This is a genomic window from Streptomyces polyasparticus (genome assembly GCF_014493765.1).
GTDB lineage: Bacteria > Actinomycetota > Actinomycetes > Streptomycetales > Streptomycetaceae > Streptomyces > Streptomyces polyasparticus.
Genome location: NZ_JACTVJ010000013.1, coordinates 53,654 through 69,227 on the forward strand (window position 1 = coordinate 53,654; position 15,574 = coordinate 69,227).

The window sequence follows — 15,574 nt, forward strand, 5'->3', positions numbered from 1 at the left end:
AATGGGAGTACCTCACGTGAGTCCCCGCACCGCGACTCTGTTCCCCGCCCTGGCCGAAGGTTCGTCCCGGCCGGCCCTGACCTTCGGCGAGCGCACGCTCTCGTACGCGGAACTCGCCGCGTCGGCCGGAGCTCTGGCCGACCTGATCGGCGAGGCCCGCAGAGTCGCGGTCTGGGCGACGCCGACGCTCGAGACGGCGGTCGGCGTGGTGGCGGCGCTGATCGCAGGTGTCCCCGCCGTTCCGCTCAACCCGAAGGTGGGCGAACGGGAGCTCGCACATATCCTCCGCGACAGCGAACCGTCACTGGTCCTGGCCGGGCGGGGCGACGAACTGCCGGACGCACTCGCCGAGTTGTCCCGTATCGACATCGAATCAACCGCGACCACGACCTCCGGGCGCACCTGGCCGGAACCCGCCCCCGACCACCCCGCCCTGATCGTCTACACCTCCGGCACCACCGGCCCGCCCAAGGGCGCGGTGCTCCCCCGCCGCGCACTCGCGAGCACACTCGACGCGCTCGAGGACGCCTGGCAGTGGACGTCCGACGATGTGCTCGTGCACGGACTTCCGCTGTTCCACGTCCACGGTCTGATCCTCGGCGTCCTCGGCCCGCTGCGGCGCGGCGGATCGGTGCGGCACCTGGGCCGTTTCAGTACGGAGGGGGTGACGAGGGAGCTGGGTGCGGGGGCCACGATGCTGTTCGGCGTGCCGACGATGTATCACCGGATCGCCGAGCAGTTGCCCGAGGACCCCGCGCTGGCCGAGGCGTTGGCGGGGGCACGGCTGCTCGTGTCCGGCTCCGCGGCGCTGCAGGCGCGCGACCACGAGCGGATCAGGACGGCGACCGGTCGGGCGGTGATCGAGCGGTACGGGATGACGGAGACGCTCATGAACACCAGCGTCCGCGCGGACGGCGAGCCCCGCGCGGCGACCGTCGGCGTGCCGTTGCGCGGTGTCGAGCTCCGTCTGGTCGACGAGATCGGCCGGGAACTCCCGGACGGTCCCGACCAGGTGGGCGAGATCCAGGTGCGGGGACCGAACCTCTTCCTCGAGTACCTCAACCGGCCGGACGCCACCGCGGAGGCCTTCACCGAGGACGGCTTCTTCCGTACGGGCGACATGGCGGTGCGGGATCCGGACGGTTACGTGCGCATCGTGGGCCGCAAGGCCACCGATCTGATCAAGAGCGGTGGCTACAAGATCGGCGCGGGTGAGATCGAGAACGCGCTCATGGAGCATCCGGCGGTCAGGGACGCGGCGGTGACCGGCGAACCGGACGCGGACCTGGGCGAGCGGATCGTGGCGTGGATCGTCCCGGCCGATCCCGAACAGCCGCCGGAGCAGGCGGAGTTGGCGGAACACGTGGCCGCGCAACTGGCCCCGCACAAGCGCCCCCGCGTCGTCCACTACCTCGCCGAGCTCCCCCGCAACGACATGGGCAAGCTCATGAAGAAGGCCCTCCATGCCTGACTCCGCCCTGCCCGAGCCCACCGAGCCCGAGCCCACCGAGCCCGAACCCGCATCGCCCGAGCCCTCCACCCCCGAACCTCGCCACCTCTCCACACCGGACCCCCGCCACCTCTCCACACCCGACCCCCGCCGCCTCTCCGCCCGCGAGGCCGTCGCCCTCCTCACCGAGGAGTTCGCCGAGCTCCCGCACCCCGGCCCCGCCGCCGGCATCAAGCCCGACGGCCCCCTGGACTGGCAGGGTTACGGGGCTTCGCTGGCCCGGGCCGTCGAACGCACCGGGGAACAGGAGTCGGTGGTGTGCGGGCGGGCCGTGATCGGCGGGACGGCGGCGGTGCTTATCGCGTTCGAGTTCGGCTTCCTCGGCGGATCGCTCGGCAGCCGCACCGGCGATCTGATCGAGGCGGCCCACGAGCACGCCCGCGCCCACCGCCTTCCCCTGGTCTCGCTGATCGCCACAGGCGGCAGCCGGATGCAGGAAGGCATGCTCGCACTCACCCAACTCCAGCGCGTGGCACAGGAGTCGGCACTGACGGCGGCCGCGGGCGTACCCCAGCTGGCCGTGCTGCGCGACCCGACCACGGGCGGCGGCTGGGCGACGCTGGGCGCGGGCGCCGACATGATCCTGGCGCTGCCCGGCGCCCAGGTGGGGTTCGCCGGGTCGCGGGTGCGGCCGGCCGACGCCGATCCGGCGGCATACACGGCCGAGGCGCAGTTCGCGTCCGGGCATGTGGACGCGGTGGTACCGGCCGAGGACCTGCGCGCCGAGGTGGCGCTGCGCCTGCGACTGCTGACCTTCCGCCGTGACGGGACGCCCGCCCCCGTCCCGCCGGCCCACGGCGACACAACGCTCCCGGAGACCGGCTGGGACGCGGTCGAGTCGGCCCGCTCGCCCGCACGGCCCCGCGCCGAGGCCTACTTGGACGCGTACTTCACCGAGCGCGCCGCCGTCTCGGGCGACCGCTGCGGCGGCCGGGACCCTGGCATGCTGTGCGGCTTCGGGCTGTACGAGGGCAGCGGCGGGGATGCCGACGGAGACGGCGACGGAGGCGGCGGCGGCGGCGGGGAAACCGTCGGATCCGCCGACAGAGGCACGGACGGATCCGGCCCGCGCACGATCGCGTACGCGGCCCAGTGCGGCACCGCCACCCGCCCGTCCGGCTACCGCACGGCGGCCCGCCTGATCCGTCTCGCCGACCGGCTCGGCCTGCCGGTCCTGACCCTGGTCGACACTCCGGGCGCCGCGAACGACGCGGCGGCGGAGGCGGCCGGTGCGGGACCGGCGATCGCCGAACTGTTCACGGCGGTCGCGACCGCCCGGGTCCCCGTGACCACGCTCCTGATCGGCGAGGGCGGCTCGGGCGGCGCCCTCGCGCTCGCGGCGCCCGGCAACACCTGGGTCGCGCCGTCGAGCTACTTCTCCGTCATCGCACCCGAACTGGCCGCCGCGATCCTCAAGCGCCCGGACTCCGACGTACAGGCGACCGCGAACGAACTACGGCTCAGACCACAGGACTTGGTGGACCTGGGAGTCGCCCGCGGGGTGGCGGGAACGTCAACTCACCCGAACAAGGGAACAGTTGCTCCCCAGAACAGGTGATCGTCACGTATGCGTTTGCTTTTGTCCTATGTGACCAACGATGCTGACGGTGCGCAAGCAACGGGCTGCAGACCGTGACGATGCGCAGTCCCAACTCAGCACAGGTACAAGGAGAACGTCCCACCATGAACGTCATCACCGACATCCTCGCCGGCATCGCCCACTTCCTCGGCTGGCTCGTCTGACCGGAGCCACCGGCCGACGTCGCGATCCGTCGCGCGGAGTCACGCAGGGCGCCGTCTCCCCCGTCCCAGGGGAGGCGGCGCCTTCGTGTGCAACGGACAACGGCAGCAGCCCTGTTGGGCCACAATGGGACCGGCCGCAGTCGATCACGAGTACAGGGGCGCCGCGTGGGCGAGTACATGGAGTTCAGGACCGAGGACGGGACGCTCGTCCCGGTGGACTTCGCAGCCGACGACGACGGCCAGCATCTCGTCAGCGACTCGGACGGCGCCGTGCGGGCCACCCGTACCTTCGAGAGCTCTCTCGCCGGAGTGCGGTCGGCAGCCGAGGCGGCACTCAGGGTGTTCCGTGACGGGTCGCTCAAGCCGGACTCGGTGGAGATCGAGTTCGGGGTGAAGCTCACGGCCGAGGCGGGCGCCCTGATCGCCAAGAGCACGGTCGAGGGTCATCTCGTGGTCAAGCTGGCCTGGTCACCGGGGCAGCAGAACCAGGTGACGGTCGTCGGGCCTCGCGTGGCCGCCGCCGACGCGGTCGAAGGCGCCGCCGTCGTCACCCCGCCGCAGCCGCCCGCGCCACCGGCACCGCCCGCGCCACCGGCACCGCCCGCCCCGCAGCCATGAACGCCTCCTGGCAGGCCCGGATCCGCTGCGGCCGTGAGTCGGGTGCCGGGTTCCTGGTGACCGACCGGCATGTGCTGACCTGCGCCCACGTGGTGAGCTGCCGCGACACCGACGAGGTCACCGTCACCTTCCCGCAGCTGTCCCGCGACGCTTCCCCGAGCTCTTCGAGCAGCGGATACCCCATGCCCGCCCGCGTCGTCGCCCATGGCGGCTGGACCGGCGGGCTCGACCCGGGCGATCTCGCCGTACTCGAACTGGACGAGCCGGTGCCGCTCACGCCCGCCGAGTTCGCCTCGCCCGCCGAGGCCTACGGCGATCCGCCGCGCGCCTGCTCGCGTACGGGTTCCCCAAGGCGTACCACGAGGAAGGCGTGCTCGCCGAATACCGGGCCACCGGCGACCAGTTGATCACCCAGGAGTGGATCCAGCTGGAGGCCTGGGGCCAGGCCGGGCAGACCTTCGCGCCGGGTTTCAGCGGCGCAGCTGTGACGCTCGCGACCAGCGGCAAGGTCGTCGGCATGGTCACCTCCGCCGCCCGCAGCAAGGAAGTACGCAACGGGCGGATGCTCCCCGCGCACGTCATGGCGCACTACTGGCCGAGGCTCGGGGACCTCATCCCGACCGGCGGGATCAGCGCACGGGACAAGGAGCGGCTGCGCACGCTGATCGAGGCCACCGACGCACAGAAGACCTGGCGCACGGCGGGCTGCGCACCCGACCGGCTCTACCGCGACGCGGTGGGCCCGCTCCCGCCGCCGCTGCGGCGGCTGACCTCCCTGTGGGACGTGGCCTGGTATCTGCTCAGCGAGAGCCAGGACACCGAGGCGATCGGCCGGTTCGCGGCGCGCCTGGCCGACTACTGCGAGGACGCGGCCACGCGTGCGGCGTTACGCGGGCTGCTACGGGGACAGGTGTAGCGCCGCCGAAATCCTCGTCCGCGACAACGGCTGTCTCGTCATCACCGAACCCGGCGTCTTCACCCTTCCGCTGCTGCCGTACCTGATGAGCGAACTCCAGGCACTGCGGCGCGAGTTGCCCGCGCGGGTCAGCCTGCGGGTGATGTTCTGGCGCAACATCCGGCCGGCCACCAGGGACTGACCTTCCTGGGACCGTCGATCGATCTCGGCCCCGGCGACAGCCTGGTGATCCTCTCGCGCCCTCTGTACGAGGACGCCGTGAGCGGGCACGCACTGTTCCCCACTGGAGCCTTCATCCCCATGGCACGGCAGGGGGGTGAGGCGGTGGCATACGTCTACCAGGTGCCGCCCGAGCCCACAGCCACCGGCCCCATCGCCGGCCAAACGAACACCGGACCACAGGAGTCGGCCCAACCCCGGAGCCGGCCGGACCGCCGGACCGTGACAACCCGGCGTACGCCGACCCACCCGCCCCGACCACGGGCGAACCGGAACCTCCCCGCGACCTGATCCGCGGCCCGTTCCCGGTCACGGAGATAGTCCACCCCCGGTGACCGCGACCGTCGGCGAGGTCAGGTCGGCGACCGAGCCCGCGAGGAAGTCGCCCAGGCGCGGGCCGCCCGCGACCACCACGATGAACACACCCTGCAGCCGGCCGCGCATCTCGTCGGGCGTCGCGGCCTGCAGCATCGTCGAGCGGAACACCATCGAGACGGTGTCCGACGCACCGGCAGGCGCGAGGCACAGCATCCCGAGCCACAGCTGCCGCGTCAGTCCGAACGCGGCGATGAACCCGCCCCAGCCCACGACCGCGAGCACGATCGCGAACCCGTGCCGGTGCACCCGCCCGTGCCACCCCGAGAACACCCCGCCGAGCGGCGCCCCCACGGCCGGGCGCCGACGAGCAGCCCGGTGGTCGTGGCATCCCCGTGGAACCACACCACCGCGACCGCGGGAAGCACGGCCCGCGGATGCGCGAGGACCATCGCGCACAGGTCGGAGAAGAAGGTCATACGGGGGTTCGGCCGGGTGGCGAGAAACCGCAGCCCGTCCAGGACGGAGGCCCGCTTGCGGGTGTCCCCGCTGCCGGAACGGTCCGGCTTCGTCGAGGGCAGCCGCCACATCGCGTACAGCGCGGCAGTGAAGGTGACGGCGTGACACATGCCGCTGGACGCGTAGAGCCCGAGCTTGCGCCGGTCGACGGTGTCGGCGATCGCGCCCCCGTACAGACCGAAGGCGACGAGGGGGTACCTCCCTGTTCGAGCGGAGCCGAGAACTTGGGGGGGAGGGACCAGCGAGAAGAGCCCGACGAGACCGACGGAGAAGTTGGACCCGGTGATCTCGTACCCCTGCAGCGAGATGGCGAGGGCGGTCATCGCCTGGCCGGTCCAGGAGACGGTGTTCCCGATCCACAGGCGCCGGTAGTCGGCGGAGGTGCGCAGCGGGGTGATGTCGGCGAGGATGCGTACCCGGCGACGCGCGTTCCGACCGGGTATTTCCTCTTCTTCGGTACGGCCCTTGCCGTCGGAGGGGGCACTGGCCACACGGGATGGTAACCCTCGCTGCCCCGAGCACCCCCTACACCAGGTCCACCCGTCCGGCCTCTCCCCGCCCGGCCCACCCCAGCGCGCGGCCCGTCCGGGGCCCCCGCACGATGCGAAAGGGACCGCCGGCCGGCGGCCCTTCACGGTCTGTGCCTCGGGAGGAATTCGCCATGACCGTCAGCCTGGAGCAGCTGCGTCGCTGCCATATCGCCGTAGACCTGGGCGCCGCGCGGACCCGGGTGTTCGTCAAGGGCGCGGGCCTCGTCGTGGACGAGCCCAGCGTGTGCGCCGTCAACACCCGTACGGGGGCGCTGATCGCGGTCGGCGAGTTCGCCGAGCGGATGACGGGCCGCACCCCCGCGTACATCCGCGTGGTGCGTCCGGTCTCCGGCGGCACCGTCGTGGACATCGAGATGTGCCGCCGGATGCTGGGCCACCTCCTCGACGACAAGCTCCGCCGCACCCTGCGCCGCAAGCCCCGCCTGCGCGCCGCGGCCTGTGTCCCGCACGACGCCGATCCGCTCGCGCAGCGCGCGGCCACCGAGACGCTGATCGGCCTGGGCGCGCGCAGGGTCGAGCTGGTGGACACGCTGATCGCCGCGGCCGTCGGCTGCGGTCTGCCGGTGGAGCGGCCCGAGGCCACGATGATCATCGTCTGCGGCGCGGCGACCACGCAGGTCGCGGTGCTCTCGATGGGCTCGATCGTGACGGCCGACCGGATCCCGGTGGGCGGCGATGCGATCGACCACGCGGTGGTGCAGCATCTGCGCCAGCAGCACGAGTTGATGCTGCCGAGCCAGTCCGTACGCCCCCTGCAGCTGGCCCTCAGCGGCAACGGCCTGACCCCGCAGGGCCCCGAGTCCACCGAGATCCACGGCCGCGACGTGGCCACGGGCCTGGCCCGCTCGGTCCAGGTGCAGACGGCGGCCGTACGGGACGCCATCCACACCCCGCTGACCGCGGTGCTCGACGGCATCGGCCGCGTCCTGCGCGACTGCCCGCCGGATCTGGTGGCCGACCTCGCGGACCGCGGCATCATGATGGTCGGCGGCAGCGCGCGCCTGCCGGGCCTGGACCAGATGCTGCGCGACGCGACCGGTATGCCGGTGCACATCGCCGAACGCCCCGACGTCTGCGCGATCCTCGGCCTCGGCGCGATGCTGGAGGGCCGTATCGAGCCGATGCAGCTCAATCCGCTGGCGGACTGACTTCTTGCGGGTCCGGGCGGGGCTTGCGGCCGCGCAGTTCCCGTGGCCCGAACAGTCCCCGCCCACCCGGGGGCCGAAGCCCTTCTCAGGCTATCGGCCCCCACTGACAACGCCCCCGAGCACCCCTGACAACAACCTCGACCCCACTGCCAACGGACCCCCAAGCCCCCCCTGGAGACGCCTCCCGTGTCGCAGTCCCTGCAGTTCATCGGCGCCCTGCTCGTGCTGGCGTCCTGTCTGCCCGCGCGTCTCGGGCGCCTGGCGCCGGCGGCGACACCCCGTCTCTGGCTGCGGTTCGTGGGGGCTTCGCTGATCACGATGGACGCGTTCGCCGAGCAGCAGTGGGGCTTTCTGCTGCTCGGCGGCGCCTGCGCGCTGTACGCACTCTCCGGCCTGGTGGACTGGGCCCGCGGCCGCCCGGCGCCCGGCCGCGAACCCGCCTGACCCGACCGGTGGGCGAGCGAATGGGAGGGTACCGGGATGAGCACGGGAATGAGTGACGACAACGCCGATACGGAGAGCAGCGAGGCAACCGCGGCCCCGGACCGCAGCAAGGCAACCGCCGCACCGGACCGCAGTCCCGCCAAGGGCGCCCACCCCACCGAGGGCGCCCGCCCCGCCGGCGCCCCCGACGAACCCCTCCTCGAAGCGGTCCTGAGCGTCGGCGCCGACCTCGAACTGCGCTCCACGCTGCAGCACATCGTGGAAGCGGCCGCCCGTATCGCCGACGCGAAGTACGGCGCGCTCGGTGTGGTCGACCCCGAACAAGGCCGTCTCACCGAGCTGTTCACGACCGGCATGGACGAGGAGACCCGCGAGCGGATCGCCCGCCTGCCCTGCGGCGAGCTGGGTGTGCTCGGCACCGTCGTCAAGGACCCGCGGCCGCTGCGTATCGACGACCTCACCGCGCATCCGCAGTCCTGCGGCATGCCGCCCGGCCATCCGCCGATGCACAGCTTCCTGGGCGCACCGATCCTGGTGCGCGGCGAGGTGTTCGGGAATCTCTATCTCACCGAGAAGCGCGGCGGCCCCTTCACCCTCGGCGACGAGCAGGTCCTGCGGATCCTCGCCGCGCAGGCCGGTATCGCCATCGGCAACGCGCGCCTGTACGAGAACGCGGCGCAACGCGAGCGCTGGATCGAGGGCACCGCCGCCGTGACCACCGCGCTGCTCGGCGGTGACGCCCCGGGCGACGCCCTGATGGTCGTGGCCGAGCAGGCCCGCAAACTCGCCGACGCCGTGGCGGGCGTGATCCTGCAGCCCATGCCGGACGGCGGCATGGAGATCGTCACGGCGTCCACGTACGAGGATCCGGGCGCCCTGATCGGCACCCAGATCCACCCGGGCAGCCCGGTGCTCGCCCAACTGCTCGGCGGTGAGCCGGTGTTCGTCGAGGACTCCGCGACCGACCCGCGGATGACCACGCCGGTCCGCACGCGGTTCGGCCCGAGCATGCTGCTCCCGCTGCAGAGCGACGGGCGCCTGATCGGCACGCTCGCGCTCCCCCGCGCCCGCGGCGCGCGTCGCTACACCGCCCTGGAGCGCCTGCTCGCCACCCAGTTCGCCCATCAGGCGGCGCTCGCGCTCGTCCTCGCCGAGACCCGGGTCAGCCGCGAACGGCTCGCCGTGTTCGAGGATCGCGACCGCATCGCCCGGGATCTGCACGACCTGGTGATCCAGCGGCTCTTCGCGACCGGAATGATGCTGGAGTCCGCCCAGCGCAGGGCCCAGGTGGACGATGTGCAGGGCACGATCGGCAAGGCCGTGGACGAGCTGGAGTCCACCATCCAGGAGGTCCGTACCGCGATCTTCGCCCTCCAGCAGCCTCCCGCGGACGCCCCCACCACCTTCCGCGGCAAGGTGCTCCGCGAGGCGGCCGGCGCCGCGGCCGCGACGGGCGTCACGCCCTCGACGCACTTCCACGGGCCGGTGGACGCCGCGCTCGGCGAGCGCACGGCCACGCAGCTCCTGTCGGCCCTGCGCCGCGCGTTGGCCGAGGCCTCCCGGCGCACCGCGGTCTCCCGTATCGAGATCACGGTCGACTGCGCGGCCGAACTCCCGGACGGGCGCGCGGCGGTACGCCTCACGGTGTTCGACGACGGTGCGGCGGACACCCCGTCCCCCGACCCGTCCGAGGGCGGCGACGGGGGCACGACGGTGACCTGGCAGTCACCGCTGTAACGCCCCTGGCCTGCTTCTTCGAGATCCCTTCGACGGATCCCGCGCAGCGGGTTGTCAGGGACATGAAGCGCTCCTACAGTCACAGGAGCCGGTGAAGTGGGAGCGCTCCCAAGCACGGGGAGCCGGAACCGCTCCGGAGTCCGCCTTCCCCCCTGCGCCGCCAGGGCCGGCTCCGGAGCAACCCCACCGCCCCCTCGCCCGTCCACTCGCCCGGCGCGCGCCACCTCCTGCCCGTACAGCCAGAGGAGCACCACCACCCCCCGACCACAGGAGACACGATGGCTCGAAGCACAAGACGCCTGCTGTCCTTACTCGCGGCCCTGGCCACCCTGCTCGGCGGGCTCGGCCTCGCCCTGCTCGGCCAGGGCAGCGCCCAGGCGCACGGCGTGACGATGACGCCCGGATCGCGGACCTACCTCTGCTACCTGGACGCCAAGACCGGCACCGGCGCACTCGACCCGACGAATCCGGCGTGCAAGGCCGCGCTCGCCGAGAGCGGCGCGAACGCGCTGTACAACTGGTTCGCCGTGCTCGACTCCAATGCGGGCGGACGCGGCCCGGGTTACGTCCCGGACGGCAAGCTGTGCAGCGCCGGCGACCGCTCCCCGTACAACTTCACCGGCTACAACGCCGCCCGCGCCGACTGGCCGAGGACGCACCTCACGTCCGGGGCGACGATCAGGATCAAGCACAGCAACTGGGCGGCGCACCCCGGGGACTTCCGGGTGTACGTGTCCAAGCCCGGCTACTCGCCCACGCAGCCGCTCGGCTGGGGAGACCTGGAGCTGATCCAGACCGTCACCAATCCCCCGCAGTCGGGCTCGGTGGGTTCCGAGAGCGGCCACTACTACTGGGATCTGACGCTGCCCTCGGGCCGCTCAGGTGACGCGATGATGTTCATCCAGTGGGTGCGCTCGGACAGCCAGGAGAACTTCTTCTCCTGCTCCGACATCGTCTTCGACGGCGGCAACGGCGAGGTGACCGGCATCCGCGACCCGGGCGGCACCCCCACGCCGGACCCGACACCGACGCCGGATCCGACGCCCACACCGGATCCGACCGACCCGCACAGCGGGTGCATGGCCGTCTACAAGGTGACGAACAGCTGGACCGGTGGCTTCCAGGGTTCCGTCGAGGTGATGAACCACAACACCACCGCCCGCGACGGCTGGGCCGTGCGCTGGCAGCCGGGCACCGGCACCCGCCTCAACCAGGTCTGGAACGGCACGCTCAGTACGGCCGCCGACGGAACCGTCACGGTCAGGAACGCGGACTACAACCGCACCATCCCGCCGGACGGCACGGTGACGTTCGGCTTCACGGCCACCTCGACCGGCAACGACCTGCCGGCCGGCTCGATCACCTGCGTCGATCCCTGACAGCGACGGCGCCGGCTCCCGCTCGCCCGGGGGCCGGCGCCGCACGCGTGCCGGGAGGGCCTCAGTCCAGGCAGGCCTCGGCCCGGGCAGGCCTCAGCCCGGGCAGGCCTCAGCCCGGCCAAGTACCGGTCATACGGCGGGTGGCGGCGGCGCCCGCACGGTCGATGGCGGCCTTGACCCCCGCGAACACGGCGCCCTGCAGGGTGGCGGCGAGCAGTACCTCGCCCCAGCCGCGGTGCTCGTCCGTCGCGTCGGGGGCGTCCTCCTCGTGGCCGAGCGCCTGCCACGCCTTGCGGAAGACCATGCCGGCCACCATGCCGCCGAGCGCTCCGAGAGCGAACCCCACGGGCTTGTAGGCGATCTTGACGGCGTTCATCGGCAGCTCTCCCTGTTCGTCTCGGCCCGGGCCGCCGAACGGCGGCTCCCGGCACCCGCTCATGCCGCCACGCGGGTACCCAGACCTGCCGGAAGCTCACCCCGTCCGCTCAGAGCCCGCCTCTCAACTCCCGCCTGCGCCCCGACGCCCGCCGCCGCTCACTCCTCGACGCGGCGCCGGTCCTCCTCGTCCCAGCTGCGGGTGTCGCGCGGCTCCGCGTACGGTTCGTCGCCCAGCGGATGACCGCCGGCGACGGCGCGCTGACGCAGGACCTCCGCGTCGAATTCCAGGCCGAGCAGGATCGCCAGATTGCTGATCCACAGCCAGACCAGGAACACGACGATGCCCGCGAACGTCCCGTAAGTCGCGTTGTACGAGCCGAAGTTCGCGACATAGAAGGCGAACCCGGCCGAAGCCAGCATCCAGATCAGCAGGGCGAGGAAACTGCCGGGCGTGATCCAGCGGAAGCCGCGGGACCTGACGTTCGGAGTGGCCCAGTACAGCAGGGCGATCATGAGGGTCACCAGGACGACGAGGAACGGCCACTTGGCGATCCCCCACACCGTCAGCGCCGAGTCGCCGATCCCCAGCGCGGTCCCCGCCTGGCGGGCGAGGCCGCCCGTGAAGACGACGATGAGCGCGCTGATCACGGCGAGAACCATGAGCACCACGGTCATCCCGAGACGCACGGGCAGCACCTTCCAGACGGGCCGCCCCTCGGGCATGTCGTACACCGCGTTGGCCGCGCGGATGAACGCCGCCACATAGCCGGACGCGGACCAGGTCGCCAGGACCAGACCCACGACGGCCATGACGGACCCGACACCGCCGCTGTCCTGGAGCTGCGTGACCGCCTTGGTGATCACGTCCCTGGCCTCGGCGGGCGTCAACTGCCGCACGTTGTCGAGGACTCGCCTGGTGGCGGACTCGCCCGCGATCCCGAGCAGGGACACGAGGACGAGCAGCGCGGGGAACAGCGAAAGGACCCCGTAGTACGTCAGCGTCGCCGCACGATCGGCCAGCTCGTCCTTACGGACCTCCCGCAGCGTCCCCTTGACCGCGGCCCACCAGGACCGCTTGGGCAGCTCACTCGGCCGGTCGGGGGCCTGTCGTTCCTTCTCGGGTCCCTCGGGGGACTTCGACAACGGAGCCATACGACAGCGAGTAACCGCACGACGGGTGATCACACCGGCCGGACGCATGGCCATAATGCGCCGGTGAGCAGACCTCCCGTTCCGTTGCCCGCCGAGCACATACCGTCCGGCACCACCCCTTGGCGGACCTCCGACGCCCAGCGCTGGCTCGCCACCGCGCCCGCCCTGTGGTCCCACCCCCTGTGGGCGCTCCTGGCGTTGGCCGGCTCGGCGGCATGGGCCGTCGCCTCGGCCCCACTCGACGCATGCACCACTGCCGCGCCGTGCGGCACCGACTGGCCGGGCAATGCGGCCTTCGGCCTGCTGGCGCTGACTCTGTACTGGGTGTGGCGGCAGCCGCGGCTCGCCCTTGCGGGGCTCGCGGCCGTGTCGGCGCTGTCCCTCATGGACACCGCGTTCACGGCGGAGCTCGGTGAAACCTCGACTCTCGTGTTCCTGGGCGCCACCGCGTTCACCGCAGCCGGGCTCGTCCACCGGCTGAGCGTGGCGGGACGCCAGCGGGCGCGCGCCCTGGAGACGGCCGGACCGGTCGCCCGGCCCCTGCCCGCCGCGGCACGGAACTTCCGCCGGGGAGGTTTCTCCTTCTTCCTGGCCGCGGTGTTCCTGGCCGTCGCAGGGTTCGGCGGCTGGCAGGTACAGCAGGTCGTCGACACGTACGAGGAGCGGGCCGCGGCCGCCACCCCTGTGTCCGGGCAGGTCACGGACCAGAGCCGGAACGACGAGGACATCGACGTCCTCACGGTGGAGGCCGACGGGCGCACCCACCGTTTCGAGACGGCCTTCCCCGAGGACTTCCCGGTGGGCAGCCAGGTGGACATCGTCGTGGACGGTGACTGGACGGCGCTGGTCGCGGAGCCGTACGACGCCTTCGGCTGGGAGTTCCTCACCCTGGCCGGCGCCGTCGTGGGGCTGGCGTTCTTCGCCAACGGCGTGGACGGCCTGACCCGTTCGAAGCGCCTGCGGCGCGGCCCTGTGCCGGTGCTGCGGGTGCTGGTGCGCGAGGACCACGAGGACGCCCGCACCTGGGTGTTCGCCGCAGACGACCTCGAGGGCCGGCAGCCGGTCCTGCATTTCCACTCGCTGTGGGCCTACGAGAAGGAGGACGACGAAGCGCACGAGGATCACGTGGACGACGAGGACGACCCCGTCGTCGGCTTCCGCAAGGCCGCTGACATCCTCCGGGGCGAGGACCCGCCCCCGCCGCTGCGGGAGGCCGTCCTGTACGGCGCCTTGTACGCCGGCGCCGAGGTCGCGTTCGTCGCACGCGACGACGCCGACGACCCCGAGGTGGGGGTGCAGTGCAGCGTCACCGCCCTGAAGCCGGCCGCCCCGGCGCTCCCGGCCCGCTGGACGCGCCACCACCGCGCGCGCAAGAGCCCGCAAAGGCCCGTCGACGAGATCACCGCGGGACTGACGCCCACGACAAGCGCACGGACATGGAAGGCACACAGCTTCTCGCGCGCGGTGGGCCTGGGCCTCCTCGTGGTCCAGGGCGGCGCCACCTGGGCCGCACTCGACGACGAGCCGACCTGGTACTGGCTCGTCCTCGCCGCGAGTCTGGCCTGGCTGGTGACGACCGCGGCGACCGCGCTCACCTGGCGGATCACCGCCGACCGGGACGGACTGTGGGTGACCGGGGCCTGGCGCGTCCAGCGGGTCCCCTGGGACATGATCACGTCCGTACGGCACTCCGAGGACCGCATCAGGATCGGCCGCACCGAGGACTCCGCCGTCGAACTCGCCCCCACCGGCTGGGCATGGATGGAGCGCCGCCTCGGCCGCGCACCGCACGCGGTGCGCGCCGCCGAGGAGGTGCAGGCACTGCTGCTCCGCCCGGAACTGCGCCCCCTGGAGGAAGCCCCACCGGGCCGGCAGGGCATGCCGGTCGGGCCCCCGCTGGTGGCCCTGTCGGTGCTGCTTCTGCTGTGACCGGACCTGCGTGCTCCCAAAACACTGAAGGCCCAGCTCAGATCGTTTCTGCGCTGGGCCTCTGGGTGGGGCGGGTGGGACTCGAACCCACGGCCGACGGATTATGAGTCCGCTGCTCTAACCGGCTGAGCTACCGCCCCTTAGCGGCGTGTCGCGTACACATGTACGCGCCGTCTGCCGCAGCATAGCCGGTCATACGATCTCCCGCGTCGGATGGCCTGCTCTGCCCTGAGCTGCGGACGACGGTCCACATCTGGACAGGACTTCAGGCCCGAGCGGATGGTTGCACCGGACATGAAAAAGGACCCTCAAGGGGTCCTTTTCCCGCTGCTCTCCCGACTGGACTCGAACCAGTAACCTGCCGGTTAACAGCCGGCTGCTCTGCCAATTGAGCTACAGGAGATCGAGCTCCCCCGACTGGACTCGAACCAGTAACCTGCCGGTTAACAGCCGGCTGCTCTGCCAATTGAGCTACAGGGGAATGCCTCGTGTGCAACAAGCTCACCTACCTGGGTGTTCCCGGGGCGGCGTGTGCTCGCTGCGACACATACATTAGCGCAAGCAGGGGGGTGCTCCGCCAATCGGTTCCGGGTAGGCGGCCAGCATCGGACGCTAACGGAAGGGTGGCAGCCATGCGGTACAAGCTCACGTTCGTCGCCGGACTGGCCCTCGGCTACGTGATCGGCACGCGTGCGGGACGCGAGCGCTACGAGCAGATCAAGAAGTCGGCACGCCAGATCGCGCAGAACCCCGCGGTCCGCAACACCGTCGAATCGGCCGCGCAGAGCGGCCGTGAGGTGGCCGGCAAGGCCTTCGCGTCGGTGAGCGAGAAGGTCGGCGACAAGATGCCGGACTCGGTCGCCGACCGGGTGCGCTCGCTGCGCGAGAAGTCGCAGAGCGGCGCCGAGGACGACTGGGGTACGAGCAACACCTGAGGTCCGCGTCCGAAGCCCGGGGTGCGCAAGGCGCCCCGGGCTTCGGCGTGTGCAGCGAACATCACACTCCGGCCCCTCGCC

The 15,574-nt window shown here is 72.0% G+C and carries 14 protein-coding genes, 3 tRNA genes and 1 pseudogene; 12 read left to right on the top strand and 6 right to left on the bottom strand.

All coding sequences use genetic code 11. The features are described 5' to 3' along the window. Window positions 1-16: 16 nt before the first annotated feature. The 6 genes from H9Y04_RS26520 (at window position 17) to H9Y04_RS26540 (ending at window position 4,968) form a co-directional block, all read left to right on the top strand. Complete coding sequence (locus H9Y04_RS26520) at window positions 17-1,471, top strand: acyl-CoA synthetase (RefSeq protein ID WP_308801110.1); 1,455 nt, start codon at window positions 17-19, stop codon at window positions 1,469-1,471. After that, window positions 1,464-3,068: a carboxyl transferase domain-containing protein gene (locus H9Y04_RS26525; protein WP_187816569.1), complete on the top strand. Its 1,605-nt coding sequence runs from the start codon at window positions 1,464-1,466 to the stop codon at window positions 3,066-3,068. Before H9Y04_RS26520 ends, H9Y04_RS26525 begins: the two co-directional genes overlap by 8 nt. 350 nt (window positions 3,069-3,418) lie before the next feature. Then, window positions 3,419-3,871, top strand: coding sequence for a CU044_2847 family protein (locus H9Y04_RS26530; protein ID WP_308801111.1), 453 nt, complete (start codon window positions 3,419-3,421; stop codon window positions 3,869-3,871). Further along, window positions 3,868-4,278: a trypsin-like peptidase domain-containing protein gene (locus H9Y04_RS46950; protein WP_236071470.1), complete on the top strand. Its 411-nt coding sequence runs from the start codon at window positions 3,868-3,870 to the stop codon at window positions 4,276-4,278. Before H9Y04_RS26530 ends, H9Y04_RS46950 begins: the two co-directional genes overlap by 4 nt. After that, on the top strand, window positions 4,242-4,787 hold the full coding sequence (locus tag H9Y04_RS46955; RefSeq protein WP_236071471.1) for a hypothetical protein: 546 nt from the start codon (window positions 4,242-4,244) through the stop codon (window positions 4,785-4,787). The genes H9Y04_RS46950 and H9Y04_RS46955 overlap by 37 nt, the downstream gene beginning before the upstream one ends. Further along, window positions 4,750-4,968: a hypothetical protein gene (locus tag H9Y04_RS26540; RefSeq protein ID WP_187816570.1), complete on the top strand. Its 219-nt coding sequence runs from the start codon at window positions 4,750-4,752 to the stop codon at window positions 4,966-4,968. The genes H9Y04_RS46955 and H9Y04_RS26540 overlap by 38 nt, the downstream gene beginning before the upstream one ends. Window positions 4,969-5,324: 356 nt before the next feature. Here the strand turns inward: H9Y04_RS26540 and H9Y04_RS26545 are convergent. Further along, window positions 5,325-6,163 (bottom strand): annotated as a pseudogene (locus H9Y04_RS26545) (MFS transporter); the annotation flags it as partial. 338 nt (window positions 6,164-6,501) lie between these two features. Between H9Y04_RS26545 and H9Y04_RS26550 the strand changes: the two are divergent. The 4 genes from H9Y04_RS26550 (at window position 6,502) to H9Y04_RS26565 (ending at window position 11,099) form a co-directional block, all read left to right on the top strand. After that, window positions 6,502-7,539, top strand: coding sequence for a rod shape-determining protein (locus tag H9Y04_RS26550; protein ID WP_187816571.1), 1,038 nt, complete (start codon window positions 6,502-6,504; stop codon window positions 7,537-7,539). A 186-nt stretch (window positions 7,540-7,725) separates the two neighbouring features. Further along, the gene (locus tag H9Y04_RS26555) at window positions 7,726-7,983 is read left to right on the top strand and encodes a CBU_0592 family membrane protein (protein ID WP_187816572.1); all 258 of its coding nucleotides are present in this window, start codon (window positions 7,726-7,728) and stop codon (window positions 7,981-7,983) included. 48 nt (window positions 7,984-8,031) lie between these two features. Beyond that, window positions 8,032-9,720, top strand: coding sequence for a sensor histidine kinase (locus H9Y04_RS26560; RefSeq protein ID WP_187816573.1), 1,689 nt, complete (start codon window positions 8,032-8,034; stop codon window positions 9,718-9,720). 278 nt (window positions 9,721-9,998) lie between these two features. Further along, a complete protein-coding gene (locus tag H9Y04_RS26565; RefSeq protein ID WP_187816574.1) occupies window positions 9,999-11,099 on the top strand; it encodes a lytic polysaccharide monooxygenase in 1,101 nt (366 codons plus the stop codon). Window positions 11,100-11,208: 109 nt separating this feature from the next. Here the strand turns inward: H9Y04_RS26565 and H9Y04_RS26570 are convergent, their stop codons facing one another. After that, a complete protein-coding gene (locus H9Y04_RS26570; RefSeq protein ID WP_187816575.1) occupies window positions 11,209-11,475 on the bottom strand; it encodes a DUF4235 domain-containing protein in 267 nt (88 codons plus the stop codon). Between the two features lie 158 nt (window positions 11,476-11,633). Then, the gene (locus tag H9Y04_RS26575) at window positions 11,634-12,629 is read right to left on the bottom strand and encodes a YihY/virulence factor BrkB family protein (protein ID WP_236071473.1); all 996 of its coding nucleotides are present in this window, start codon (window positions 12,627-12,629) and stop codon (window positions 11,634-11,636) included. A 63-nt stretch (window positions 12,630-12,692) separates the two neighbouring features. Between H9Y04_RS26575 and H9Y04_RS26580 the strand changes: the two genes are divergently transcribed. Continuing rightward, window positions 12,693-14,558 carry a hypothetical protein gene (locus H9Y04_RS26580; protein ID WP_308801112.1) on the top strand — a complete coding sequence of 622 codons (1,866 nt, stop codon included), beginning with the start codon at window positions 12,693-12,695 and terminating at the stop codon, window positions 14,556-14,558. A 66-nt stretch (window positions 14,559-14,624) separates the two neighbouring features. Here H9Y04_RS26580 and H9Y04_RS26585 read toward each other — a convergent pair. From H9Y04_RS26585 to H9Y04_RS26595, 3 genes are all read right to left on the bottom strand, one after another. Further along, window positions 14,625-14,698 (bottom strand) — tRNA-Ile (locus H9Y04_RS26585). A 190-nt stretch (window positions 14,699-14,888) separates the two neighbouring features. Further along, window positions 14,889-14,961: transfer RNA gene (locus H9Y04_RS26590), tRNA-Asn, on the bottom strand. Window positions 14,962-14,966: 5 nt separating this feature from the next. Further along, a tRNA-Asn gene (locus tag H9Y04_RS26595) sits at window positions 14,967-15,039 on the bottom strand. A 151-nt stretch (window positions 15,040-15,190) separates the two neighbouring features. On the opposite strand from H9Y04_RS26595, the gene H9Y04_RS26600 reads away from it, so the two are divergent. Then, a complete protein-coding gene (locus H9Y04_RS26600) occupies window positions 15,191-15,493 on the top strand; it encodes a YtxH domain-containing protein (RefSeq protein ID WP_187816577.1) in 303 nt (100 codons plus the stop codon). Window positions 15,494-15,574 lie beyond the last annotated feature (81 nt).

Bases quoted from the DNA above. Each gene is read 5' to 3' on its own strand.
- H9Y04_RS26525 (WP_187816569.1), top strand. From the start codon at position 1,464: ATGCCTGACTCCGCCCTGCCCGAGCCCACCGAGCCCGAGCCCACCGAG.
- H9Y04_RS46950 (WP_236071470.1), top strand. From the start codon at position 3,868: ATGAACGCCTCCTGGCAGGCCCGGATCCGCTGCGGCCGTGAGTCGGGT.
- H9Y04_RS26550 (WP_187816571.1), top strand. From the start codon at position 6,502: ATGACCGTCAGCCTGGAGCAGCTGCGTCGCTGCCATATCGCCGTAGAC.
- H9Y04_RS26560 (WP_187816573.1), top strand. From the start codon at position 8,032: ATGAGTGACGACAACGCCGATACGGAGAGCAGCGAGGCAACCGCGGCC.
- H9Y04_RS26565 (WP_187816574.1), top strand. From the start codon at position 9,999: ATGGCTCGAAGCACAAGACGCCTGCTGTCCTTACTCGCGGCCCTGGCC.
- H9Y04_RS26570 (WP_187816575.1), bottom strand. From the start codon at position 11,475: ATGAACGCCGTCAAGATCGCCTACAAGCCCGTGGGGTTCGCTCTCGGA.
- H9Y04_RS26575 (WP_236071473.1), bottom strand. From the start codon at position 12,629: ATGGCTCCGTTGTCGAAGTCCCCCGAGGGACCCGAGAAGGAACGACAG.
- H9Y04_RS26600 (WP_187816577.1), top strand. From the start codon at position 15,191: ATGCGGTACAAGCTCACGTTCGTCGCCGGACTGGCCCTCGGCTACGTG.